This window comes from Nocardia sp. NPDC055002, from assembly GCF_053608825.1.
In genome coordinates this window covers 264,917-289,634 of the sequence record NZ_JBSGWE010000002.1, presented here as the reverse complement: position 1 = coordinate 289,634, position 24,718 = coordinate 264,917, and the positions used below count along the sequence as shown (strand labels likewise).

At 68.3% G+C, this 24,718-nt stretch carries 24 protein-coding genes; 10 read left to right on the top strand and 14 right to left on the bottom strand.

The genetic code is table 11. From position 1 onward, the window contains the following. Position 1 precedes the first annotated feature (1 nt). Complete coding sequence (locus tag ACWF99_RS08545) at positions 2–1,069, top strand: serine hydrolase domain-containing protein (RefSeq protein WP_452535521.1); 1,068 nt, start codon at positions 2–4, stop codon at positions 1,067–1,069. Between the two features lie 78 nt (positions 1,070–1,147). On the opposite strand, the gene pyrF is transcribed toward ACWF99_RS08545, so the two are convergent. The 8 genes from pyrF to ACWF99_RS08505 all read right to left on the bottom strand — a co-directional run bounded on the left by pyrF (position 1,148) and on the right by ACWF99_RS08505 (position 11,089). Next, positions 1,148–1,969: an orotidine-5'-phosphate decarboxylase gene (gene pyrF, locus ACWF99_RS08540; RefSeq protein ID WP_378628310.1), complete on the bottom strand. Its 822-nt coding sequence runs from the start codon at positions 1,967–1,969 to the stop codon at positions 1,148–1,150. Position 1,970: 1 nt separating this feature from the next. After that, complete coding sequence (carB, locus tag ACWF99_RS08535) at positions 1,971–5,333, bottom strand: carbamoyl-phosphate synthase large subunit (RefSeq protein WP_452535520.1); 3,363 nt, start codon at positions 5,331–5,333, stop codon at positions 1,971–1,973. Continuing rightward, positions 5,333–6,448, bottom strand: coding sequence for a glutamine-hydrolyzing carbamoyl-phosphate synthase small subunit (gene carA / locus ACWF99_RS08530; protein WP_378627021.1), 1,116 nt, complete (start codon positions 6,446–6,448; stop codon positions 5,333–5,335). Before carA ends, carB begins: the two co-directional genes overlap by 1 nt. After that, positions 6,445–6,960: a PH-like domain-containing protein gene (locus ACWF99_RS08525; protein ID WP_358111552.1), complete on the bottom strand. Its 516-nt coding sequence runs from the start codon at positions 6,958–6,960 to the stop codon at positions 6,445–6,447. Before ACWF99_RS08525 ends, carA begins: the two co-directional genes overlap by 4 nt. A 12-nt stretch (positions 6,961–6,972) precedes the next feature. Then, positions 6,973–8,271, bottom strand: coding sequence for a dihydroorotase (locus ACWF99_RS08520; protein ID WP_378627019.1), 1,299 nt, complete (start codon positions 8,269–8,271; stop codon positions 6,973–6,975). Further along, positions 8,268–9,221: an aspartate carbamoyltransferase catalytic subunit gene (locus tag ACWF99_RS08515; protein ID WP_378662449.1), complete on the bottom strand. Its 954-nt coding sequence runs from the start codon at positions 9,219–9,221 to the stop codon at positions 8,268–8,270. Before ACWF99_RS08515 ends, ACWF99_RS08520 begins: the two co-directional genes overlap by 4 nt. Before the next feature lie 76 nt (positions 9,222–9,297). Continuing rightward, the gene (pyrR, locus tag ACWF99_RS08510; RefSeq protein ID WP_378627016.1) at positions 9,298–9,933 is read right to left on the bottom strand and encodes a bifunctional pyr operon transcriptional regulator/uracil phosphoribosyltransferase PyrR; all 636 of its coding nucleotides are present in this window, start codon (positions 9,931–9,933) and stop codon (positions 9,298–9,300) included. A 307-nt stretch (positions 9,934–10,240) separates the two neighbouring features. After that, a complete protein-coding gene (locus ACWF99_RS08505; RefSeq protein ID WP_452535519.1) occupies positions 10,241–11,089 on the bottom strand; it encodes an SAM-dependent methyltransferase in 849 nt (282 codons plus the stop codon). A 99-nt stretch (positions 11,090–11,188) separates the two neighbouring features. Between ACWF99_RS08505 and ACWF99_RS08500 the strand changes: the two genes are divergently transcribed. From ACWF99_RS08500 to ACWF99_RS08490, 3 genes are all read left to right on the top strand, one after another. Then, positions 11,189–11,746 carry a TetR/AcrR family transcriptional regulator gene (locus ACWF99_RS08500; RefSeq protein WP_378627013.1) on the top strand — a complete coding sequence of 186 codons (558 nt, stop codon included), beginning with the start codon at positions 11,189–11,191 and terminating at the stop codon, positions 11,744–11,746. 63 nt (positions 11,747–11,809) lie between these two features. Continuing rightward, the gene (locus ACWF99_RS08495) at positions 11,810–12,391 is read left to right on the top strand and encodes a GNAT family N-acetyltransferase (protein WP_452535518.1); all 582 of its coding nucleotides are present in this window, start codon (positions 11,810–11,812) and stop codon (positions 12,389–12,391) included. A 199-nt stretch (positions 12,392–12,590) separates the two neighbouring features. Further along, positions 12,591–12,881 (top strand): hypothetical protein, encoded by a 291-nt coding sequence (locus ACWF99_RS08490; RefSeq protein WP_452535517.1) that lies wholly within the window; start codon positions 12,591–12,593, stop codon positions 12,879–12,881. A gap of 139 nt (positions 12,882–13,020) precedes the next feature. Here ACWF99_RS08490 and ACWF99_RS08485 read toward each other — a convergent pair whose 3' ends face one another. The 5 genes from ACWF99_RS08485 to ACWF99_RS08465 all read right to left on the bottom strand — a co-directional run bounded on the left by ACWF99_RS08485 (position 13,021) and on the right by ACWF99_RS08465 (position 18,988). After that, positions 13,021–13,932 carry an EamA family transporter gene (locus ACWF99_RS08485; protein ID WP_452535516.1) on the bottom strand — a complete coding sequence of 304 codons (912 nt, stop codon included), beginning with the start codon at positions 13,930–13,932 and terminating at the stop codon, positions 13,021–13,023. 140 nt (positions 13,933–14,072) lie between these two features. Beyond that, positions 14,073–15,605, bottom strand: a complete 1,533-nt coding sequence (locus ACWF99_RS08480) for an FAD-dependent monooxygenase (protein WP_452535515.1) — start codon at positions 15,603–15,605, stop codon at positions 14,073–14,075. Between the two features lie 151 nt (positions 15,606–15,756). After that, positions 15,757–16,932 carry a tetratricopeptide repeat protein gene (locus tag ACWF99_RS08475; protein WP_452535514.1) on the bottom strand — a complete coding sequence of 392 codons (1,176 nt, stop codon included), beginning with the start codon at positions 16,930–16,932 and terminating at the stop codon, positions 15,757–15,759. A 128-nt stretch (positions 16,933–17,060) separates the two neighbouring features. After that, positions 17,061–18,395: a DoxX family protein gene (locus ACWF99_RS08470; RefSeq protein ID WP_452535956.1), complete on the bottom strand. Its 1,335-nt coding sequence runs from the start codon at positions 18,393–18,395 to the stop codon at positions 17,061–17,063. Then, on the bottom strand, positions 18,395–18,988 hold the full coding sequence (locus ACWF99_RS08465; RefSeq protein ID WP_378627001.1) for a M15 family metallopeptidase: 594 nt from the start codon (positions 18,986–18,988) through the stop codon (positions 18,395–18,397). The genes ACWF99_RS08470 and ACWF99_RS08465 overlap by 1 nt, the downstream gene beginning before the upstream one ends. A gap of 90 nt (positions 18,989–19,078) precedes the next feature. Here ACWF99_RS08465 and ACWF99_RS08460 point away from each other — a divergent pair, with 90 nt between their 5' ends. After that, complete coding sequence (locus ACWF99_RS08460) at positions 19,079–19,753, top strand: response regulator transcription factor (protein WP_452535513.1); 675 nt, start codon at positions 19,079–19,081, stop codon at positions 19,751–19,753. Positions 19,754–19,763: 10 nt separating this feature from the next. Further along, positions 19,764–20,849, top strand: a complete 1,086-nt coding sequence (locus ACWF99_RS08455) for a sensor histidine kinase (RefSeq protein ID WP_378626997.1) — start codon at positions 19,764–19,766, stop codon at positions 20,847–20,849. Between the two features lie 20 nt (positions 20,850–20,869). On the opposite strand, the gene ACWF99_RS08450 is transcribed toward ACWF99_RS08455, so the two are convergent. Next, positions 20,870–21,445: a TetR/AcrR family transcriptional regulator gene (locus ACWF99_RS08450; protein ID WP_378626995.1), complete on the bottom strand. Its 576-nt coding sequence runs from the start codon at positions 21,443–21,445 to the stop codon at positions 20,870–20,872. 98 nt (positions 21,446–21,543) lie between these two features. Between ACWF99_RS08450 and ACWF99_RS08445 the strand changes: the two genes are divergently transcribed. The 4 genes from ACWF99_RS08445 (at position 21,544) to ACWF99_RS08430 (ending at position 24,646) form a co-directional block, all read left to right on the top strand. Beyond that, on the top strand, positions 21,544–22,509 hold the full coding sequence (locus ACWF99_RS08445; protein ID WP_452535512.1) for a quinone oxidoreductase family protein: 966 nt from the start codon (positions 21,544–21,546) through the stop codon (positions 22,507–22,509). 94 nt (positions 22,510–22,603) lie between these two features. After that, entirely contained in the window at positions 22,604–23,275 is a 672-nt protein-coding gene (locus ACWF99_RS08440) for an HD domain-containing protein (protein WP_452535511.1), read from the top strand. A gap of 218 nt (positions 23,276–23,493) precedes the next feature. Next, a complete protein-coding gene (locus tag ACWF99_RS08435) occupies positions 23,494–23,961 on the top strand; it encodes a VOC family protein (protein ID WP_452535510.1) in 468 nt (155 codons plus the stop codon). A 61-nt stretch (positions 23,962–24,022) separates the two neighbouring features. Beyond that, a complete protein-coding gene (locus tag ACWF99_RS08430) occupies positions 24,023–24,646 on the top strand; it encodes an alpha-ketoglutarate-dependent dioxygenase AlkB (RefSeq protein ID WP_452535509.1) in 624 nt (207 codons plus the stop codon). Positions 24,647–24,718 lie beyond the last annotated feature (72 nt).

The following is a 24,718-nucleotide window of genomic DNA, read 5'->3' as shown; positions in this document are numbered from 1 at the left end:
TGTGGGCACCGTTGTGACGGCCACGGTGGTGGCCGCTCTCGTCCTCGTGACGGCACGGTGGCGGGTCGTCGGGGATGTGGTCGAGGCCACGGCGCGCTGGAACGACACCGACGTGGTGGTGCGGGTTTCCGACGGCGAGCGGCAGCGCGAATGGCACCACGAAGGCAGCGCCGCCGGGCAGACGGGTACGCCGGGACCGCACAGCAGGTTCCGGATCGGCAGCATCACCAAGACCTTCGTCGCCACCGTGGTGCTGCAACTGGTCGACGAGGGCAGAGTCGAGCTCGACGGCCCGATCGCCGCGCAGCTGCCGGAGCCGATTCCGGGCGGTGACCGGATCACAGTGCGGCAGTTGATGAATCACACCAGCGGGCTCTACGACTACATGAAGGAACCGGGCATGTCGACGAACCGGTGGCGCGGTGACGACCGCTTCCGCGCGCACGCACCGCGCGATCTGCTCGCCACCGCGATGCGCCACGACCCCTATTTCGCACCGGGTGCCCGCTTCCGGTACTCGAACACCAACTACATCGCGCTCGGCCTGCTGATCGAGCACGTGACCGGCCACCGCTACGGCGACGAGATCCGCGAGCGTGTCCTCACGCCGCTGCGGTTGACCGCCACCACCGTGCCCGGCGACGACCCCCGCGTCCCCGCGCCCGCCCTCACCGCGCACCGCGACATCGACGGTGCCGGACGCGTGGATGTGACCGAGATGAACCCCTCACTGGACTGGGCCGCAGGCGAAATGATCTCCACCACAGCCGATCTCGACGCGTTCTTCGCCGCGCTACTCGGTGGGCGCCTGCTGAGCCCCGCGTCGTTGGACCGGATGCGGGAGACGGTCCCGATGGGCATGGGTTTCCACTACGGCCTCGGCCTGCAGCGTTTCGAACCTCCGTGTGGCGCCGACCTGTGGGGACACGGCGGTGAACTGCTCGGCTACGTCTCGTACGCGTTCCGTTCGACCGGCGGCCGGTCGCTGACGATGGTTCTCGGCTCGGCGGCGTCGTCGGACGCACTGTCGCTGTTCGCCACGGTCACCGCCACCTACTGCCTCGCCTGACGGAGTTCTCGCCTGACAGTGGGGCGCGACGACGAGGCCGGGGCAGCGTGTCGCTACCCCGGCCCGCCATGGCGTTCATCAGCGCTGCAGGAAGGCGAACTCCTCCTGCAACTGAGCCGTCTTGTCGCACAGCGCCGTCACCGACGGACCCGCGTTGAGAACCTCGCGCGACACCGCGGGCACGGCGGCGGCGAAATTCGCCTCGGTGACCAGGGCGCGGATGGAGTCCGCTCCCCCGCCCTGCGCGCCGACACCGGGCATCAGGATCGGGCCGTTGAGGCCCGACAGATCGGGCGCCTCGGTGAGCGTCGCACCGACGACCACGCCGACGGAACCGAAACCGGACCCGGCATTGCGGGCCGCGGCCTCGTCGACCATCGTCTGCGCGATGGTGCGCCCGTCCGCGGCGGTGATCCGCTGCAGTTGCGCCCCTTCGGGATTCGAGGTAGCCGCGAGCACGAATACCCCGCGGTGATTGTCCTTCGCCAGGCTCAGCGCCGGGTCGAGGGAGCCGAAGCCGAGGTACGGCGACACCGTCACAGCGTCCGAACCCAGCGGTCCGTCGCCGAGCCAGGCATGGGCGTAGGCATCCATGGTGGAGCCGATGTCGCCACGCTTGGCATCGGCCAGCACCAAGGTGCCCGAGGCCCGTAGCACCGAGATGGTGCGCTCGAGCACCGCGATGCCTCCGGACCCGTAGGTCTCGAAGAACGCGACCTGCGGCTTCACCAGGGCGACCCGCCCGTCGAAGGCCTCGACGCAGATCTCGGCGAATGCCTCGAGCCCGTCGACGTCTTCGGTGAGCCCCCACGCCCGCAGCAGCGCGGGGTGGGGGTCGATGCCGACGCACACGGGTCCGAACTGCCGCATGGCGTGCTGCAACCGGTGACCGAAGCTCATGTCAGCCACGCAGTTTCGAGTGCAGTTCCTGCAGCGAGCGCACCCCGATACCGCCGTTGATGCCGGCCTCGATGCCCTGCACCGCCGCGGCAGCGCCCTGCACGGTGGTGATGCACGGGATGTTCGCGCCCACGGCGGCGGTGCGGATCTCGTAGCCGTCCACGCGGGGGCCCGAGTTGCCGTAGGGGGTGTTGAACACGATGTCGATCTCGCCGTCGCGGATCTGCTCCACGATCGAGGCCTCCGGCATGCCGGTGGCCGGATCGGTGGATTCCGGATCCGAGTGCTTGCGTGCCTGTTCGCACGGAATGCCGTTGCGGCGCAGGGTTTCCGCGGTTCCCTCGGTGGCGAGGATGCGGAAGCCCAGGTCGTGCAGGCGCTTGATCGGGAACACCATGGCGCGCTTGTCGCGGTTGGCGATCGAGACGAACACGGTGCCCTCGGTCGGCAGCGAGCCGTAGGCGGCGGCCTGGCTCTTGGCGAAGGCGGTGCCGAAGTCGGCGTCGATGCCCATGACCTCACCGGTGGACTTCATCTCCGGCGAGAGCAGCGAGTCGATGCCGGAGCCGTCGGCGCGGCGGAACCGGTGGAAGGGCAGCACTGCTTCCTTCACCGCGACCGGCGCGTCCAGCGGCACGTGGCCGCCGTCGCCCTCGGGCGGCAGCATGCCTTCCTTGCGCAGGTCGGCGATGGTGGCGCCGAGCATCACGCGCGCACAGGCCTTGGCCAGCGGAACCGCGGTGGCCTTGGAGACGAACGGAACCGTCCGGCTCGCCCGGGGATTGGCTTCCAGGACGTAGAGCACGTCGTCCTTGAGGGCGTACTGCACGTTGAGCAGGCCCTTGACGCCGATGCCCTTGGCCAGCGCGATGGTGGAGCGGCGCACGGCCTCGATGTCGCTGCGGCCCAACGTGATCGGGGGCAGCGCGCAGGCGGAGTCACCGGAGTGGATACCGGCCTCCTCGATGTGTTCCATCACGCCGCCGAGGTAGACCTCGTCGCCGTCGCACAGCGCGTCGACGTCGATCTCGATGGCGTCTTCGAGGAAGCGGTCGACCAGCACCGGGTGATCCGGGTTGAGCTCGGTGGCGCGGGAGATGTAGCCCTCGAGAGACTGCTCGTCGTAGACGATCTCCATGCCACGCCCGCCCAGCACGTAGGACGGGCGGACCAGCACCGGGTAGCCGATCTCGCCTGCGATCTTCTTGGCCTGGGCCACCGTGGTGGCGGTGCCGTACTTGGGCGCGGGCAGTCCGGCGGCGACGAGCACGTCACCGAATTCGCCACGGTCCTCGGCCAGGTCGATCGCGGCCGCGGAGGTACCGACCACCGGCACGCCGGCGTCGGTGAGCCGCTGCGCCAGACCCAGCGGGGTCTGGCCGCCGAGCTGCACGATCACACCGGCGACGGTGCCCGACTCGGCTTCGGCGTTGTACACCTCGAGGACGTCCTCGAAGGTGAGCGGCTCGAAGTAGAGGCGATCGGCGGTGTCGTAGTCGGTGGAGACGGTCTCGGGGTTGCAGTTGACCATCACGGTCTCGTACCCGGCGGCCGACAGGGTCTGTGCCGCGTGCACACACGAGTAGTCGAACTCGATGCCCTGACCGATACGGTTCGGGCCCGAACCCAGGATGATGACCTTCTCGCGCTCACGCTGCGGCGCGACCTCGGACTCCGCACCAGGATCCAGCTCGTAGGTGCTGTAGTGATACGGGGTCTTGGCCTCGAACTCCGCGGCGCAGGTGTCGACGGTCTTGTAGACCGGGCGCACCTGGAGGCGGTGACGCAGCGAGCGCACGCCCGCCTCGCCCGCCAGCTCGGGGCGCAGTGCCGCCAGCTGACGGTCCGACAGGCCGTAGTGCTTGGCGCGACGCAGCAGATCCTCGTCGAGGACGGGCGCGTCGAGAACTTCCAGACGCAGCTCGACCAGGCCGAGCACCTCGGCGACGAACCACGGATCGACACCGGAGGCCAGCGCGACCTCTTCGACGCTCGCGCCGTAGCGCAGTGCGCGTTCGACCTGGTAGATGCGACCTTCGGTGGGCACGCGCAGGTCGGCGAGGATGGCTTCGATCGCCTCGCGCACCGAGGCCGGATCGCTGGGATCGGCCGGGGCCCACTGGCCGTCGTCGGTGGTCCAGAAGCTGGCGGCCTTGGTCTCGAGCGAGCGCAGTACCTTGCCGAGGGCCTCGGAGAAGTTGCGGCCCATCGACATCGCCTCGCCCACCGACTTCATGGTGGTGGTCAGCGTGGCGTCGGCGCCGGGGAACTTCTCGAACGCGAACCGCGGCGCCTTCACCACGACGTAGTCGAGGGTCGGCTCGAACGATGCCGGGGTCTCGCCGGTGATGTCGTTGACGATCTCGTCGAGGGTGTAGCCGATGGCCAGCTTGGCGGCGATCTTGGCGATCGGGAAGCCGGTGGCCTTCGACGCCAGCGCCGAGGAGCGCGAGACGCGGGGGTTCATCTCGATGACGATCAGGCGACCGTCGGCCGGGTCCACCGCGAACTGGATGTTGCAGCCACCGGTGTCGACGCCGACCTCGCGCAGGATCGCGATGCCGAGATCGCGCATCTTCTGGTACTCGCGGTCGGTGAGGGTCATCGCGGGGGCGACGGTGACCGAGTCACCGGTGTGCACACCCATCGGGTCGACGTTCTCGATCGAGCAGACGATGACCACATTGTCGTTGCGGTCGCGCATGAGCTCGAGCTCGAACTCCTTCCAGCCGAGGATGGATTCCTCGATCAGGACGTTCGCGGTCGGCGAGGCGGACAGGCCGCCACCGGCGATGCGGTCGAGGTCTTCCTCGTTGTAGGCCATGCCCGAGCCGAGGCCACCCATGGTGAACGAGGGACGCACGACCACGGGGTAGCCGAGGTCGGCGACGGTCTCGCGCACCTCGTCCATGGTGTAACAGACAGCGCTGCGGGCACTCTCGCCGCCGACCTTGGCGACGATGTCCTTGAACTTCTGCCGGTCCTCACCGCGCTGGATGGCGTCGAAGTCGGCGCCGATCAGCTCGACGTTGTACTTCTGCAGCACACCGTTCTCGTGCAGCGCGACGGCAGTGTTGAGCGCGGTCTGCCCACCGAGGGTGGCCAGGATGGCGTCGGGGCGTTCCTTCTCGATGACCTTCTCGACGAACTCCGGGGTGATCGGCTCGACGTAGGTGGCGTCGGCGAACTCCGGGTCGGTCATGATGGTCGCCGGGTTGGAGTTCACCAGCGAAACGCGCAGTCCCTCGGACCGCAGCACCCGGCACGCCTGGGTACCGGAGTAGTCGAATTCGCACGCCTGGCCGATCACGATCGGGCCAGAGCCGATCACCAGGATGTGCTTCAGATCCTCGCGGCGAGGCATCAGGCTCCTTCCATGAGACCGGCGAAACGGTCGAACAGATATGCGGCGTCGTGCGGGCCTGCGGCGGCCTCGGGGTGGTACTGCACCGAGAAGGCGCGGCCGTCGATCAGCCGGACCCCTTCGACGGTGCCGTCGTTGGCGCAGATGTGGGAGACCTCGGCCTTGCCGAACGGGGTGTCGAACACCTCGCCGCGCTCGCCTTCGAGGGCGAAGCCGTGGTTCTGGGCGGTGATGGACACGCGGCCCGTGCCCTCTTCGATCACCGGGATGTTGATGCCGCGGTGGCCGAACTTCATCTTGTAGGTGCTGCGGCCCAGTGCCCGGCCCAGGATCTGGTTGCCGAAGCAGATGCCGAACAGCGGGATTCCACGTTCCAGGACACCCTGGGTGAGCGCGATCGCGCCGACCTGGGTGGCCGGGTCGCCGGGGCCGTTCGACAGGAACACGCCGTTGGGGTTCAGCGCGAGGATGTCGTCGAGGGAGGTGTTCGACGGCACCACGTGGGTGCGCACGCCGCGCTCGGCGAACATACGCGGGGTGTTGGTCTTGATGCCGAGGTCGACCGCGACGACGGTGAACCTGTGGTCGCCCACCGGTTCGATCGTGTACATCGCGTCGGTGCTGACCTCTTCGGCGAGGTCGGCGCCCAGCATCGAGGCCTGGCCGTTGACCCGCGCGAGGAGTTCCTCGTCGGCGGCCAGCGCGGCGCCGGAGAAGATGCCCGCCTTCATCGAACCGCGGCTGCGCAGGTGGCGGACCACCGCGCGGGTGTCGATGCCGGCGATGCCGACGACGTCCTGGCGGTCGAGCTCGTCGGTCAGCGTGCCGGTGGCGCGCCAGTTGGAGGAGACCCGCGAGGGGTCGCGCACGGCGTAGCCGGCGACCCAGATCTTGGCGGACTCGTCGTCCTCGTCGTTCCAGCCGGTGTTGCCGATCTGCGGGGCCGTGGCCACCACGATCTGACGGGCGTAGCTGGGGTCGGTCAGAGTTTCCTGGTACCCGGTCATCGCCGTGCAGAACACGGCCTCACCGAGTGTCTGTCCCTCGGCGCCGAAGGCGGTACCGCGGAATACGCGGCCGTCCTCGAGCACCAAGGCTGCCTTTACTGTGCTCATTCATCGTCTCCCGTCGTCACCCTGGTCGAATCCGCGGCCCCGGCTGTCCAGGCCGGGTACACCGTCTTGTCGTCGCCCCGGAATCCGGTATCTATCTCGGTTCCGGTCGGCAGTGTCCAGCGAATTACCAGCACACCATTTTCCGTCATCACTTTGCCCGCGTGGCCGCGTTCGGTACGCACGGCTGTCACCGATTCCTGCGGAATCCAGATCACCGTGGCGCCGTCGCGTTCGAGCAGAATTCCGCGTTCGAACCGCGTCAGTTCGGCGGTCGCCCGGAATCCCAGGTCACCGACCGCGATCCGGTCCTGCCAGCTGGGCGCGATGGTGCTGCCCAGGTACATGCCGGTGGTCGGTTCCAGTAGTTGTGCGCCCAGTTCGGCCGGCACCGTCGGCAGTTCGCCGATCCGTGCCTGCTGTCGCGTGGCCTTCTTCTGCCAAGCCCGGTACATCAGCCACAGGCACACAATGAAAAATGCCAGCAGCCCGACTACCCACAGCGTTCTCTCCACGTCCTGGCCTCCCTAGATCCCGACCGCCTTGCCCTCGCGGGCAGTTACCCGGCCGCGCAGCACAGTGGCTGTGACCTCGGCCGGGAACGTCATGTCCTCGAACGGTGTGTTGTTCGAGATACTCGCCAGCTCGGCGCCGCGCACCGTCCACTCGGCGTCGGGGTCGATCAGCGTGAGGTTGGCGGGCTCGCCGACCGCGATCGGGCGGCCGTGGTCGTCGAGGCCGACGATCGCGGCGGGCTTCTCGCTCATCACCTTCGCGACGCCGCGCCAGTCGAGCAGGCCTGGCTCGACCATCGTCTGCACGATGATCGACAGCGCCGTCTCGAGGCCGAGCATGCCGGGGCGGGCTGCCGCGAATTCGCAGCACTTGTCCTGTTCGGCGTGCGGAGCGTGATCGGTGGCGACACAGTCGATGATGCCGTCGGCCAGGGCCTGGCGCAGGGCTGCCACGTCGGTGGATTCGCGCAGCGGCGGGTTCACCTTGTTGACCGCGTCGTAGGTCTCCAGGCGCGAGTCATCGAGCAGCAGGTGGTGCGGGGTGACCTCGGCGGTGATCGAGATGCCCTGGGACTTGGCCCATTTCACCAGTTCGACGGTGCCCGCGGTGGAGGCGTGGCAGATGTGCACGCGGGCGTTCGCGTCGCGGGCCAGCAGTGCGTCACGCGCGACGATCGACTCCTCGGCGGCGCGCGGCCAGCCGTGCAGTCCGAGGCGCGCGGCGTTGGGGCCTTCGTGCGCGATGGCGTTCTTGGTCAGGCGCGGTTCCTCGGCATGCTGGGCGATGAGCACTCCCAGCGAGTTCGCGTATTCGAGGGCGCGACGCATGATCAGCGGGTCGTCGACGCAGTGGCCGTCGTCGGAGAACATCCTGACCTGGCCGATACCGGCGGCCATGGTGCCCATCTCGGCGAGCTGCTTGCCCTGAAGGCCGACCGTGACGGCGCCGACCGGGAACACGTCGACGAGGCCGACTTCCTGGCCGCGGCGCCACACGTGGTCGGTGATGACGACCGAGTCGGCGACCGGGCTGGTGTTGGCCATCGCGAACACCGCGGTGTAACCGCCCAGTGCGGCGGCGGCGGAACCGGTTTCGATGGTCTCGGTGTCTTCGCGGCCGGGTTCACGCAGGTGCGTGTGCAGGTCGACGAAGCCGGGCAGCAGGATCTGGCCGTTGCCCTCGATCACCTCGGCATCGTCGGACGCCGTCAGACCGGTGCCGATATCGGCGATGCGGGTGTCGCGCACCAGGACGTCGACGGGGTCGCCTTCACCGTAGGGCTTGACGTTCTTGATCAGCAGCTCACTCATACCGTTTCCTCCTGACCGACGAGCAGCCGGAACAACACGGCCATCCGCATGTGCACTCCGTTCGAGACCTGCTGCAGCACAGCGGATTTCGGCGAATCCGCGACCGCGGAGGCGATTTCCATGCCGCGCAGCATCGGGCCGGGGTGCAGGACCACCGCGTCGTCGCCGAGCAGGGCGAGCCTGCGCTCGGACAGTCCGTAATTGATCGAATATTCGCGGGCCGACGGGAAGAACCCGCCGTTCATCCGCTCCGCCTGCACCCGAAGCATCATCACCGCGTCGGCGCCGGGCAGTTCCGCGTCCAGCGAGGACGAGACCCGGCAGGGCCAGGCCTCCACGCCGACCGGCAGCAGCGTGCGCGGCGCCACCAGGACCACTTCGGCACCGAGGGTGTTGAGCAGGGAGACGTTCGAGCGGGCGACCCGGCTGTGCAGGATGTCGCCGACCAGCACGATCCGCTTGCCCTCGACGTCGCCGAGGCGCTGGCGCAGGGTGAGGGCGTCGAGCAGGGCCTGGGTGGGGTGCTGGTGGGTGCCGTCGCCCGCGTTGATGATCGACGGGGCGACGCGGTTCTCCTCGCGCGCCCACTGCTCCATCCAGCGCGCGATCTGGTGCGCGGCACCCGAGGCCGGGTGGCGCACGATCAGCGCGTCGGCGCCCGCCGCGTGCAGGGTGAGGGCGGTGTCGCGCAGCGATTCACCCTTGGACACAGAGGAACTCGACGCACTCACGTTGATCACATCGGCGCTCATCCACTTGCCCGCGACCTCGAAGGACACGCGGGTCCGGGTGGAGTTCTCGTAGAACACCGTCATCACGGTGCGCCCGCGCAGGGTCGGCAGCTTCTTCACCTCGCGGCCGAGCAGGGCCTGTTCGAAGCGCTCGGCCTCGTCGAGGAGTTCGGTGGCGGTGCCGCGATCCAGGTCGGCAACCGTCAGCAAATGCTTCACGCCCCCACCTCGCTGACGCTCGGCTCCGGCGTGAACCATTGGATGGCTGTGTTCATGGTTCGGTCGCTACGCTCCCTCACTGCTCTTGACCTTCCTGATGCAGATACACACCGTCGCGACCGTCGTGCTCGACCATCAGCACCGAGATGTCCTCGGCGCGCGAGGTCGGCACGTTCTTGCCCACGTAGTCGGCGCGGATCGGCAGTTCGCGGTGGCCGCGGTCGATGAGCACGGCCAGCTGCACGGCGCGGGGGCGGCCGAGGTCGCGCAGGCCGTCGAGGGCGGAGCGGACCGTCCTGCCGGAGAACAGCACGTCGTCGACGAGAACCACCAGGGAGTTCTCGATACCGCCGTCGGGCACCGAGGTGCGTTCGAGCGGGCGGTGCGGGCGACTGCGCAGGTCGTCGCGGTACAGCGTGATGTCGAGGGAGCCGAGGGCGGGACGCACACCGGAGAATTCCTCGATCTTGTCCGCCAGCCGGTTGGCCAGGGTGGTGCCGCGCGTCGGGATTCCCATGAGAACCACCCGCGGTGCGTCGGCGTCGCCGGAATCCAAGGCGGTCTTCTCGATGATCTGATGCGCGATACGCGCTACGGTCCTGGTGACGTCCGATGGCGACAACAGCTCGCGTCCGGCCGCCACCCACTCGGGGGTGTGCCGCTGCGATGTTTCGCCCGCGCCGGTTTTGGCCGCCCGTTCGGGCACAGCCATGCCGACCTCCTTCCCCGCCTCACCGGACGGTCCGTTAAAGGATGCCTAACTCGCCCGTCAGCCTATCAGCGCCGCGAGGTGCCTTTGACCAGGTAGGCCCACCTGTGAGCGCGACCACGGAGCGCCGGTGGGCGACCGCTGCCGTGTCCGTGCTCACAGGCACGCCGAAAGTGCAGCGAGCGCGTATGTTTCACCCTCACGCGGGCTCGCGGTGACCGCCCCGAGGCGGGCGGTCGGTGATGGTGTTCACGTCGCCGGAGCGACCTCCACAACCACCGCCGCCCCGACGCGACATGGTTGCCTTCCGTCACACCCGCTCGGCGAGCACGACGCCGACCTCCGGGTCGTTCACCGCCACGTCTCTGCCGAGGGGAACGATCATGTCGTCCCAAGCGCGGAACCGGGTGTGCCAGCCGTGCCCGAGGAGCCACTGCTCCCCCGGGCGCCCGGCGTCCAGCGGCGGCATACCGGCGTCGTCACCGCCGACGAGTCGACGCAATTCTGCGTAGGGCGGAGCCTCGGGATCGACCGCGAACCGGCTGAGACCGAATCGGCTGCCGGGCGCGGACAGCGTCGTCAGCGTCGCCACCGTGCGGAGATGATCCTCGGGTGGGAGGTACGGGAGCGCGCCCTCGTCGATCCAGTGAGTCGGCAGCTCGGGCCGAAATCCCCGCTCGCGCAGCGGAACAGCCCAGTCGGTGCGCAGGTCGATCGACAGGACGTGTCGTTGCGTGGTCGGCGTGGCTCGCACTGCGCGCAGTACCGGCTCCTTGAAGGCGAACAGCTCGGGCAGGTCCAGTTCGTAGACGGTGACGTCGGCGGGCAGACCCATCCGGAACGCGCGGGTGTCCAGACCGGCGCCGAGCAGAACGATCTGCCTGCATCCGGCGGCGACGGCCTCGGTCACCCGGTCGTCGACCAGACGGACCCCGACGGATCTTCCCGCGAAGAACTGTTCGGCCACGGCCTCGACTCGCTCCCATTTCGCGGCGCCTTCCCCGGTGCGGGTGAAGTCACGCCGCGCCGCGTCGACGAACTCCGTAGCGAGCGGGTCGGCGTAGAGCCGATCCGGCCTGCGCGACTCCCGCTCACGGATCAGCGCGACGCCGATCGCTGTCAGCGCCACCCCTGCGGTAGGTGCGTTCACGTGTGTCATCTGCCCCTCCTTCAAACTAACTTGCCGACCGGCTAGTGATCTCGGTCATGATCCGACGGTAGGCTCCCCCTAGCCGGTCGTCAAGCAAAGGAAAGCCTCGTGGACGGACGTCGTAGCGACACCAGGGAACGCATTCGCACGGTGGCGATGGAACTGTTCTCCGAGCGCGGGTACGAGAAGACCTCGCTGCGCGAGATCGCCGAGCGGCTCGGTGTGACCAAAGCCGCGCTGTACTACCACTTCCGGACCAAGGAAGACATCGTCGTCAGCCTGTCCGACGATCTGCGCCGTGGCATCGACGACATCGTCACCTGGGCCGAACAGGCACCGCCGGGTTCCGAACGCGCCGAGCAGATCCTGCGCCGCTACAGCGCGCTGCTGCACAGTCTCGGCCGTGACATGGTGCGGTTCTGGCACGAGAACCAGCCCGCCTTCCGCGACCTCGGTTTCGGCGCGGGCCTGCGCTACCAGTTCCGCGTGCTCGCCGACCTCATGACCGCGCCCGACGCCGCCGCGCTGGACGTCTATCACGCACGGCAAGCGCTGCTCGCGATCAGCTGGAGCCTGTCGATGATGGGCGATCTCGACCTGACCGACGACCAGATGCACACCGCCGCAACGGATATCGCGATCGATATCCTCGCCAGGATCCACTGACCGCACGTCGTCGAGCCCCGGAAATGCGTTGCCCGCGAGCCCCTGCGTCCGCAATCATCGACCATGACCATCAGCACCAGCGCTCAGCCCGGGTCGACTCCCCCGCAGCGGATCGATCTGGGCGATCTGCTGCTGCGCCGGTGGCGCCCCAGTGATCTGACCCGCCAGTTCACCGCGCTGAGCGCCTCGCACGCACACTTGCACCCGTGGATGTCATGGGCCGGGCAGCCGCCGACGCTCGCCGGGCAACGTCGTTCCCTGCAGATCTCGGCCGCACACTGGCCGACGCCCGACGGCGGCTACCTCTACGGGATCTTCACCGCGAGAGGCGAGGTGGCGGGTGGCATCGGACTCCACGACAGGATCGACCCGGCCGCACTGGAGATCGGTTACTGGTGCCATATCGCCCACACCGGACGGGGAATCATCACGCGCGCCGCCCATGCCCTGACCACCGTCGCGCTCGCCCTCCCCCACATCGGTCGCGTCGAAATCCATTGCGACGCGGCCAACGTCCGCAGCGCGGCTGTTCCTCGGCGGCTCGGATACGAGCTGGTCAGCACTGCACCACGCCCGCGCACAGCGCCCGCCGACTCCGGCATCGGCATGGTCTGGTCGACCGTCGAGGACCCTCGGGCGGGCTGAGGAGATCGCTTGTCGCTCGATGACCCCCGGACTAGACTGTGACGCGCACCATATCGCGACGACGGGTTCGCACCGTCGCCCAGAGCGATCGTGATCCGATCGGAGCGCCGGGTCACGGTGTTCGATCGCGACCCCCCGCTCGTCGGGCCGGGCCCGAAGTCACTCCAACCCCGCTCGACCGCGCAAGGAGATGACCGTCATGGCGGTTGCCGTCGAACTCGAATTCACCGGCTCGACCCTCGAACAGTACGACCAGGACCTCGAGAAGATGGGCTTCGTGCACGGCGGCTCCGGCGGCCCCGGCCTCCTGTTCCACCTGGTCAGGAAGACCGACACCGGATTCCACGTCACCGACGTGTGGGAAACCCCCGAGCAGTTCCAGAGCTTCGCCGAGTCCACCCTCGGCCCCATCGGCATGGAAGTAGGCATGCCCAACCAGCCCACCATCGAAGTCCACGAAATCTACAACTACCTGGCGCAGGGAAACTGACACATGCCCCGTGCGAGTTCCGCGTCGAGAGCTCGCCCGGCGTGTTTTCCGATGAAGTGTCGGGCAGGATCCGTAGCTTCACTCCACCTGGCGGAGCACATCCCGGAGCCGGCGTTTCGAGCATGATCGGGACGGACGGTCACAGCGGTGCGGGCGGTTCCGGCGCGGACTGGCGGGTGGGCAGGGCGCTGATTGTCAATGCCAGCATGACCAGTGCGATGCCCGCGAGTTCCAGCAGGGAGGGGCGTTGCGCGAGGGCGATCGCGCCGACGACGGTCGCGGTCGCCGGGAGCAACGCGAGCAGTAAGGCGAATCGGGCGCGTCCCACCGCGGTCAGCACCACCTGATCCAGCGCGTAGGGCACGGCACTCGACAGCACGCCGACGCCGAGACCGAGCAGCCAGGTCCGCGGGTCGGCGAATACCGCGGCATCGATCGTCAGCTGCGGAATCAGCACGAACGGCGCCAGCAGCACCGCCGCGGCCGCCATACCGACAGCGAGGGAATCCTGGCCGTCACCGGTGTCGGCGACGCGCTTGCCGACCAGGATGTACGCCGCCCACAGGACCGCCGAGGCGAGAGCGAACCCCACTCCGACCGGCTCGACGTCGAACTGCACGCCGGCCAGCAACACCACACCGACCGCCACCAGCGCCACGGCGATCAGGTCGCGCGCCCGCCGCGACCCGAGCGTCGCGACGGCGACCGGACCGAGGAATTCGATGGCGACGGCGGTGCCGAGCGGGATACGCGCGATGGCCTCGTAGAACACGATGTTCATCGACACGGTGACGATGCCGAAGCCGGCGGCCGTCGCGATGCCCCGCCGTGTCCAGCGGGTTCGCCACGGCCGCCGCCAGGCCAGCAACGCGACCCCCGCCGCCGCGGCCCGCAACCAGGCGACAGTGGACGGCTCAGTGGTGTCGAACAGGAAGACGCCGAGTGCCGCACCCACATATTGCGAGGTCGCCGCGATGATGAACACCATCGGCACCGACCAGCCGGGCACCGCGCGCGTCGCAGGCTGGTCGGTTGTCGAGATCGCATTCATCCCAGGAGTAATCCACAGACGGGCACGGATTTCAACGCGAACCGGCCCAGGATCGAATGATCGAGGGCCGGTTCGCAATACCGGTCACGTGGCTGCCGGAAAGTCGACACCGGCAGCTGCGGAGTTTCGCGTTCGCGCGACTACCGGACGCCGAACCACCTGGTCAGCGCCGCGCGCAGACCAGCTGCGGCGGTGTCCGGCGCCTCGTCGATCGTCGCCGCCCAGGCGATGTGACCGTCGGGGCGGATCAGGAGTGCGTCGGCGGGACGATCGCCGGTCTTGGCCCTGTGGATGTCGACGCGCTGCGCCCACTCCCCGACGATCTCCCGCAGGTCGGCACGGTCGGCCAGGTCGAGGAAGACCGGTCGCGCGGCGCGCATGATCTCGGCGACGGCGGTGGTGCCCTGGTCGGTGTGCAGGCTCAGGTCGGGAGCGAAAGTACCGGTGAGCGAAGGGGTTCCGGGTACCGGGTAGCGCAGATCGGTGCCCGCGACGAGGGCTCCCATACGGCGCAGCGCGGGTTCGTCGGAGAGCAGTTCCTGGAATACCGTGCGCAGCGCCTCGGCGGCAGGGTCCTGACCCTGGCGAAGTGCCGCCTGGGCGCGGGTCTGCAGCAGTGCGCGACCACCGGCGAAGTGGCGTTCGTCGTGGTAGGTGTCGAGCAGGCCGGCCGGTGCCCAACCGTGGATGTCCGCGGCCAGCTTCCAGGCCAGGTTCACCGAATCGGTCATGCCGAGATTCATCGCGGCACCGGTGGCGGGCAGCAGGTGGGCCGCGTCACCGGCCAGGAAAACCCTACCCACACGGTAGTTTTCGGCCTGGCGGTCCTGGAACTGGTAGCGCGACAAGCGAGTCGGCACGCCGAGCGGAACCTCCGCGCCCAGCACACGCCGGACGCTGTGGCCGAGTTCGGCCATGGTCAGTGGTTCGTCGTTGTCGTATTCGGCGTCGTCGTTCTCGGTGGTCTGGAAGAACATCACGCGGTCCTCGGAGCTGACCCGTCCCAGCGCGAACACCCCGGTGTCGGTGTGGGTGAAGCCCGGATCGATCCGGCCGAAACCGGGCACCTCGAGGCCGCCGTCGTCGAGCACGGTCACCGACTCGTGCACGGCGACCACGGCCAGCCGGTTGACCTCCGGATAGGTGCTGCCGGGGAACCCGATTCCCGCCAGTTCGCGAATCCGGCTGCGGCCGCCGTCGCAGCCGACCAGGTAGCGGGCGCGCACCCGGTACGGTCCGTCCGGCCCGTTCACTTCCGCGATCACCGCGTCGTCGTCCTGGGTCACCGCGACCACTTCGTGTCCGCGCCGGATCTCGGCACCTAGGTCGACGGCGTCCTCGGCGAGCAGTTCCTCGACCCGCGCCTGCGGAATCGCCATGGCGTGCATCGGAGTTTCATCGAGGCCGGTGAAGTCCAGGTACACCCCGCCGAAGGGGAAGATCGGTTTCGGACTCGGGTCGCCGCTGACCGCCGTCATCCGGTCGAGCAGTCCTCGATAGCGCAGCACGTCCAGAATCCGCCCGCCGAGACCACTGGCCTTCTGCGCGGTGCCCGGCTGTTCACGACGTTCGAGCACCAGCGGACGCACCCCGGCCCGCCCCAATTCCCCCGCGAGCATCAACCCGGCCGGCCCAGCCCCGACAACGATCACGTCGGTGGTCATCTCTTGCATCTGGTCACTCCCGAATGTGGCTGGTCCCTGCATTGCCCAGCGATTCTGCAGCACCACCGGGGCCTTGCCGCAAGCCCCGGGGTGAGCTATAAGTTAGAAGGGGCAAGGAGATCCCGACTCCGATGATCTGCTGCGAACGGCCTCGACGACCTCAGCGCTGACGGTCATGCCGCAGTCGTGTGATGGCCTGCCGAATCCAGCTCTCGCGGTTCGCATCAGGCAGTTGTCGCTGTTCGAATTCGATCAGACCCTCGGCGGAGGCGTGATCGCCCATCACCATGGCGAGCAGTGTCTGGTAGTTGTCCGGCAGCACGGGAGTGGGTCGGGGCGTGGCAGTCCGCGTGGGTGGGGACGCGCGGCGGTCGGCCGGGGCGAGGGTCCGGTGCGGTAACCGCTGCAGGTTTTGCCGCGCCGCCGCGCTGCCCGCGGCGGCGGCACGCCGCCACCAGCGTTCGGCTTCCGCGTAGTCACCTCGGTCGAAGAGCAGCATCCCGAGGTTGTTCATGGTGCTGCGGTCACCGGCGTCGATGGCTCGGCGATACCACCGCTCGGCCTGCTCGTGCTGTCCGTCCTCGTCGAACAGCGCGCCGAGTGCAGCCATCGCGTCGGTGTCGCCAGCCTCGGCGGCTTCGAGGAACCAGTGCAGGGCTTCGGCTGCGCGGTTCGCGGTGGCAGTGCGGTGCAGCAAGCGCGAGAACAAACGCTGCGCGGCGTTGCGATCGTGCAGCAGGCGACCCAGCCTGTTCATGGCCGAAGCACTGCCGAGGCCGGCGCCTTGGCGATACCAGCTCTCAGCCTCGGTGACGTCACCTCGACGCTCACACTGTCGTCCGAATTCCGCCATGGTGTCGCCCCGGCGGGAATCGGCGGGGGTGGGGCTCGGCTCCTCGGCAGCTGGGTCGACGATCGCAGCCGACGAGGTCGGCGCCGGTATGCGTCGAAAGGTTTCAGCTCGGGGACGCCGCCGGGACGACTGCGTGGCAGCCCATCTGGCGTCCAGCACACCGCCCACGTAGGCGCCGGCGAAGACGACGACGAGGCTTCCGCCGATCATCGCGCCGCCGCCCTTCACCAGACCGATCCCGATCTCGTGGCTGTCACGCTGTTGGCGCAGCACCTCCCGGTATGGCGTGCTGCTGGTGCCGGTGCGGGAGGACTCGATGCAGACGGTCCCTCGTTCCATCGGCCTGTCACCGCACATCGGAGCCGCGGCCGGGTCCTCGAGCAACTTGATCACCCCGACGACTATCGGGACGAAGCCGAGGAAGAAGACCAGTAACGCGCCGACCATCAGTAGACCGATGGCACCGCTGACGAATTGCCGCACTGTCTCACCCCCTCCCCCGAGTGCGCCGATCGTCGGCCGCCTCGGCGCGAACACCTACGCGCCACGGGTCCGGCATCGCAGGGCCGCGAAGTATTCTAGCGAAAGCCGTACGGGGACAGCCTGTCCCGTTAGCGGAAGTACACATAGTCCTGGACCCAGTGGAATCCGCGGCTGCGCAAGGTGAAGGTGTCGGGGTCCTTGCGGTCCAGGGTGATCGTGATCGGGCGGTCGTGCAGTATTCCGCGTAGCAGCAGTCGGTCCGGGGTGGGTTTCTCGGAGGACAGTGTCGCGAACGGTGGTCCGGGGTCGACCGTGCCCATGGCGTTCATCGAGGTGAGCTCCACGTGTCCGTCGGGGCGGAAGTGGGCGTGCGCGGGTACCAGTTCGCCGTTCATCCGCTGGTAGGCGGCTTGCTGCGGGTCATCGAAAACCAGTCGCTGCCACCGTGTCTCGTCGGTGGTCAGCGGCGGGATCGGCAGCCCGTCGACGGTGAAATCCCGCACCTCCCAGATTCCGTACAGCGCGGATTTGGGGCTCGCGGCACCGGATTGTTCGTGCCAGACCACCCAGCGGTCGTAGCCGCTTCCCAGCGCGACCCACAGGCCCAACGCCGCCACCGCCCAGATCGCGAGTCGGTTCTTCCTGGCGTCGGTGAACAGCGCGGGCTGGGTCAGTGGCGCGCATGCGCGTTCCCGCACGAAGACATCAGTCAGGCGCCGCAGGTACGGAGCGAGCAGGAACACGCTGATCAGCAGCAGGTGCGCGGCGAGCAGTTTCTCCGGTATGTCGAACGTCATGTTCAGCAGGAGAATCTGCGCGGTACTCGCCAGTGTCAACGCGGCGCCGAGCACTGCGGTCCTGGACACGAACAGCAGCAGCCCCGCCACCACTTCCACCCCGCCGAGAGCCATCTCGTACGGATACGAGCTGCCGACCTGCAGCCACAACACCGAGGCGGGGCTCATCTCGCCGTACGGCCGCAACAGCTGAGCCAGTCCGGGGGCCGGCATCTGGGTAGGGATCAGTTTGGCGAACCCGAACCCGATCATCTGCCCGCCCAGAGCCAGCCGCAGGAACAGCGAGAACCAGGCGAGCGCGCGGGCGGGTACGGGACGACGGTCGACGGCTGTCCATACCGCGGCGCCCGTCGCCGCGACGACCAGCAGACAGAACACCAGTACCCAGACGGCGGTCTGGTCGCCCGCTCCGGAGTCCTGGTGTAACTCAGCGTCGACCCCGAAGACCGCTCGACCGACCGGCCCGGTGACGGGGTCGGTGATGGGCATGTTCCACGGCCCCGGGTATTCGCGAATCCACCGGCCGAGGATGCCGAGCAGCGCGAACGGGATATAGGTCAGGAGCAGGCAGAGCAGGCCGAAATAGATGATGGAGAATCGGAGGACGATCTGGGTCGGCACAGGCCGACCGGCCCGTGCTGCGACGGGGGCCGACGCTGTCGTGATCACTGCTGCATCCTCGGATCGTGGGTCGGGTCGGCGTACAGGGGCGGACAGCCGAGTTCCCCCGCGTCGGAGCGAAGTTCGTAATGCCAGGGTTCGTTCGCGTAGATCTGGCACAACCCGTAGGCGGCGCCGTGCGCGGACAGCCACGCCGCGCCGTCGGTCGGCCCGATATCGACCGCCTCGCCCGCTACGTGAGCGGACGTGGAAGGGGTTGCCACCCACCGAGCGGCTTCGGTTTCCGAGCCGTATTTCGAGACTGCCTCGCGCAGCAGCTGTTCCTGGTATTCCGGCGACCGCCAGCCACTGTTGACGACGAGTTCGACCCCGTCGTCCGCGGCATCGGCGGCAGCGGCGCGCAGGGCGGCGAGCAGATCGGAGTCGAGGTTGCCCACGGACGGATTCCCGTCGTCGAAGAGCGTCGCGCCGGGCGGACCGCGGTGGCCGCCGACCAAGGTGTCGATGGATCGTGCGACCGTGGACATGGTCGGCAACGACTGGTAGACGAGGACACCGACAGACGCCGCACTGACGATGACAACGGCGGCGAGGGCGGTCGATCGGAGACGGCGGATCGCCGGTTCACGGTGGTTCATGCCCCTCAGTCAAGGCAGCATGGTGTTGCCGACGCGTATGCGCTTTCGGATACGCCGACGATATCCCCCGGCTGGGAGAATCGAGCGTCTATGCGTGTACTGATCGTCGAGGACGAACCCTATCTGGCGGACGCCATTCGCGATGGCCTGCGCCTGGACGCGATCGCCGCCGACATCGCGGGTGACGGCGATGCCGCGCTGGAGCTGCTGAGCGTCAACACCTACGACATCGCCGTCCTGGACCGTGACATCCCGGGTCCCTCCGGTGACGAGATCGCCGAACACATCGTCGCCTCCGGTAGCGGTCTGCCGATCCTGATGCTCACCGCCGCCGATCGGCTCGACGACAAGGCGAGCAGTTTCGGGCTCGGCGCCGACGACTACCTCACCAAGCCGTTCGAACTCCGCGAACTCGTCCTCCGGCTCAGAGCGCTCGACCGCAGGCGCGCGCACAACCGGCCACCAGTGCGCGAGATCGCCGGGCTGCGTCTGGACGCGTTCCGCCGGGAGGTCTACCGCGACGGCCGCTACATCGCTCTGACCCGGAAGCAGTTCGCGGTGCTCGAAGTGCTCATCGCCGCCGAAGGCGGTGTCGTGAGCGCCGAGGAACTCCTGGAACGGGCGTGGGACGAGAACGCGGACCCGTTCACCAACGCGGTGCGGATCACCGTCTCCGCGCTACGCAAACGCCTGGGCGAACCGTGGGTCATCGCCACCGTGGCCGGTGTCGGGTACCGCATCAGCGACGGGCGAGACCGTGGGTAGGGCGCCCGGATTGAGTGTTCGCCTCAAACTCACCCTCAGCTACGCCGGCTTCATCATGGTCGTGGGTTCGCTGCTCATCGCCGCCGTGGGTGTCTATTACCTGTGGTACCTGCCCGAGGGCTGGATCTACACCAGCAGCGGCGATTTCTGGATCGATCGCGGCATGCTGCTGCGCTCCTTCGCGCCGTTCGTGACCATCGTGATGGCATTCCTGCTGGCGATCGGCCTGGTGGGCGGATGGTTTCTCGCCGGTTGGATGCTCACCCCGCTGACCCGCATCACCGCCGCCACCCGGACGGCCGCGAATGGCTCACTCGCCCACCGAATCCGGCTGCCGGGCCGCAGCGACGAGTTCCGCGAACTCGCCGACGCCTTCGACGTGATGTTCGCCCGGCTGGAAGCACACGTCAACGAACAGCGCCGCTTCGCCGCCAACGCCTCCCACGAACTGCGCACGCCGCTGGCGATCACCCAGACCCTGCTCGACGTGGCCCGCGACGACCGCACCCACGACACCGGCGAACTGGTCGACCGCCTCCACGCCGTCAACTCCCGGGCGATCGACCTCACCGAGGCATTGCTGCTGCTCAGCCGCGCCGATCAGCGGTCTTTCACCCGGGAACACGTCGACCTTTCCCTGCTCGCGGAACAAGCCGCCGAAACGCTGCTCGCCCTCGCCGAAGAACATGGCGTGATCCTGGAGACCTCGGGCGAGGTGACCCCCACCATCGGCTCCCACGCCCTGCTGTTGCAGCTGACGACGAATCTCGTGCACAACGCGATCGTCCACAATCTGCCCGCAGGCGGCATCGTGTGGGTCACGACCGGACTGCGCCCCGAGACGGTGGTGCTCACCGTCGAGAACACGGGCCCGGTCCTGCACCCCATGGTGGTTTCCACACTGGTCGAGCCGTTTCAGCGCGGCACCGAACGCGTTCGCGCCGACCACGCGGGCATCGGCCTGGGCCTGGCGATCGTCAACAGCATCACCGCGGCACACGGTGGAACCCTCGCACTCGATCCGCGTCCGGCCGGCGGACTGCGCGTCACCGTGCAGCTTCCGCGTCGGCCACTACCGCCGGCAGCACGGCGGTAGTCGGCTCCGGCACGGGGCGTTCAGGAGGTGCGCAGCACCGAACGCACCAATTCCGCGACCGCCGCACGCAAACGGTCGACCTCGCCCGCCCTGGCCAGTTGCTGTGCGAGTTCCCCGCCGACCGTCGACAACAACAGCGCGCCCACGGTGTCGGCGTCGATATCGGGACGGACCTCGCGCAGGAGCGTGCCGATGTGCTGCGCCCAGAATGTGTGGAATTCGGCGCTGCGCGGATGTGGCGGCATCGCCTGATAGGCCGCGATCAGTTCCACGTCGTCGGTGACCATGCACGTCATCGCGTCGAAGAAGGCGAGTAGCCGGTCGGTCGCCGGTGCGCCCGGTCCCAGTGGCGGTGGGCCGCTCGACACCGCCGCCATCAACGCGACGGCGCCCTCGGCGACGAGCTCGTAGAGCAGGCCCGCGCGGCTGCCGAACCGGTGGAAGATAGTGCCCTTTCCGACACCCGCCGCCGCGGCCACCCGATCCATCGTCACCCCGGCCGCGCCGTGTTCGGCCAGCAGCGCGGCGGTGGCATCGAGGATCGCTCGACGGTTGCGCGCGGCGTCGGCGCGTTCGGTGGGACGTCGGTCGGTCATCGCACCCGCTTTCTCGGCACCCGCCGATCCGTTGACAAGTTGACCGACGGTCCATATCGTTCGCATATCTGGACCGACAGTCAACTTATGGAGTTCTGATGCAGGCAATCGTAATGACCCGGACCGGCGCACCCGACGTTCTGGTGGCGCGCGAGGTCGGCGACCCTCGCCCGGGCGACGGGCAGGTCGTCCTCCGGACCGAGGTGGTGCCGGTGCTCTACCCGGAGACCAAGGTTCGCGCTGGCGCGTTTCCATTTCCCGCACCGCTGCCCGAGGTCTTCGGGTTCCAGGCGGCGGGCACGGTGATCGATATCGGCGCGGGCGTCGATCGGGAATTGCTGGGCGCCCGGGTGGTCGCGTCGACCAGCGGGTTCGGCGCCTACGCCGAACTCGTTGTCGCCGACGCCGATTCGGTGACACCGATCCCTGCCGACCTGACCACCGAGCACGCTGCCGCGATCCTCATGCCGGGGTCGGTGGCACTCGCGCTGATGCGGACGGCGGGTGTCGCGGCGGGCGAGACCGTCCTGGTCGAAGCGGCGGCCACCGGTGTCGGCAGCTGCCTCACTCAGCTGTGCGCCGCCGCGGGCGTGCGCGTCATCGGTACCGCGGGCGGGGAACAGAAGGCCCGGCTCGCGCGCGACAGCGGCGCGCACGAGGTGCTCGATCACACCGCGCCCGACTGGGCGGATCAGCTGGCCGATCTCCTCGCGGGCGGCACGGTCGACGTCGTGTTCGATTCCATCGGGGGCGCATCGCTGACGCCGCTGCTCGACCTGATCACGCCACTGGGTGGCCGAATCCTCAGCTACGGCTGGCTCGACGGCGCACCCGCACAGCTGGGTGCCACCGAGCTGATCCTGCGCGGACTCACGCTCACCGGCTGCGCGGGCACCGCCTGGCTCGGCGAAGTCGCCCAGCAGCGATCGGCGGCACTCACGGCGACAGCACAGGGCCTGCTGACACCCGTGATCGACGCGATCCTCCCCCTCGCCGACGCCGCGCGGGCGCACCGAATGCTGGAGGACAGGACCGCCTTCGGCACCGTGCTGTTGCGGCCATGAACCTTCAGCCTCCTTGAAACTCAGCGTATGCTTCAACCAACCTGAAGGTTGGTGGGCATCACGCAACCCGGGCACGCCGATAGGAGCAAACCTCATGTCACAGAACACATTCGGCATCGACTCGCTGGCACTACCGTCCACACCACTCGCGATCGACACCCACCGACTGATCAAGGAGGCCCTCGAAACATCGGTGTGCCATCACAGCATTCGCGGGTTCCTGTTCGGACGCGCCCACGCCGCCGAGCACGGCCTGCGGCCCGGCGCGGACTACGACGAGGAGCTCATGTACCTCATCTGCGCGCTGCACGACATCGGCCTGTCCGACCGTGCCGATGGCACACAGCGATTCGAGATCGACGGCGCGGATTTCGCGGCCGAGTTCCTCGAAGCGCAGGGCATCGACGATGAGCGCGTCGACATCATCTGGGACGCCATCGCCGCGCACACGACCGGCCTCAGCGACTCACCCGTGTACCGCCGTCGTCGACCCGCCGCCATCTGGATCGCGGTCACCGGCATCGGCCTCGACGTCGGTGGCGGCCCCGATGATCTACCCCCGGGATTCGCGGACCTGGTCCACGCCTCCTATCCACGCCTCGGCGGTACGCGGGTTCTCACCGACATCATCGAACGTCAGGCGGTCGGCGACCCGCGCAAGGCACCGCCGGGCTCGCTGCCGGGCGAGATCCTCCGGCTGCGTCATCCGGAATTGGTGCCGTACACGTGGGACACGGTTCTCGACACGAGCGGCTGGCAGGACTGAGCCCGCTGCCGGGATCGGCACCTGGTCGGCCGACAGTGCCCTCGGCGGACTCGGTCGACCGGGCTTCCGACGCGTCGCGATGCTCTGCGCGAAAAATCTGGCAATTCATGCGCAGGGGATGTCGAGAATGCACGGGCGACTCCGTCCCAGGGACACGAGAGCCGACCGGGCCTCGAGACGACGAGCGTCAGCGCGTCCGAAATTACGATCCGGCCAGAATGAGCCGTAACGAACCCGAGGAGAACATCATGACGGTCCACCGGATGGATCATGTCGGCATCGTGGTCGAAGATCTCGCGGCTGCTGTCGCGTTCTTCGTAGAACTGGGCCTGGAGCTGGAGGGCGAAGCGACGGTCGGGGGGCAATGGGCAGACGACCTGCTCGGATTGACGGGCGTCCGAGCCGACATGGCCGTCGTTCGGACACCCGACGGCCACAGCCGGGTCGAGCTCTCGACGTTCCGCTCGCCGACGACCACCCTGGCCGCACCGAACGCGCCGGTGAACATCCCCGGCATCCCACGCCTGACATTCGTCGTCGACGATGTCGAGAACGTCCTCGACCGCCTGCGCGCCCACGGCGCCGAACTCGTGGGCACGGTCGCCCGCTACGAAGACATCTGCCGCTACGCCTACGTGCGCGGCCCCGACGGCGTCCTCATCGGGCTGGTCGAGGAACTCCGCTGAGCGACACTCACCACGAGCCGTCTATCGAACATACATTCGAACACGTTGTAGACTGGCGCTCATGTCGCTGCCCCTGCAAGGTTCACTGTTCGACGGTGATGCGATTGCCCTGGGTTCCATCGAGGCGATCCGGCGCACCCCACTCGACGCGACCAGCTGGGTCGATGTGCTGCCAGGTTGGCTGAGCGGCGCGAGCCGGCTGTTCGATCGACTGGCCGAACGCGTCCCCTGGCACGCCGAACGCAGGCCGATGTACGACCGGGTCGTGGACGTGCCACGGCTGGTGTCGTTCTTCGGGGAGAACGACCCGCTCCCCGATCACATTCTGGTCGATGCGCGGGCGGCATTGACCGCGCATTACGCGGCGGAACTCGGTGAACCGTTCCGCACGGCCGGGTTGTGTTTCTACCGCGACGGCCGCGACAGCGTCGCCTGGCACGGCGACACGATCGGCCGCGGCGCCACCCACGACACGATGGTCGCGATCGTCTCGGTCGGAGCGCCGCGCTCTCTGCTGCTACGCCCGCGCGGCGGTGGCGCGAGCGTACGGTTCACGGCCGGGCACGGGGATCTCCTGGTGATGGGCGGGGCATGTCAGCGCACTTGGGAACACGCGGTCCCCAAGACCGCACGCCCCGTCGGACCCCGCATCAGCATCCAGTTCCGCCCCCGCGAGGTCCGGTGACCCGACCACGTCCGTTGGACTGATTCGGTCGAAACACTTTCTGTTGCTTGGTAATTCACCGATACTCGAAAG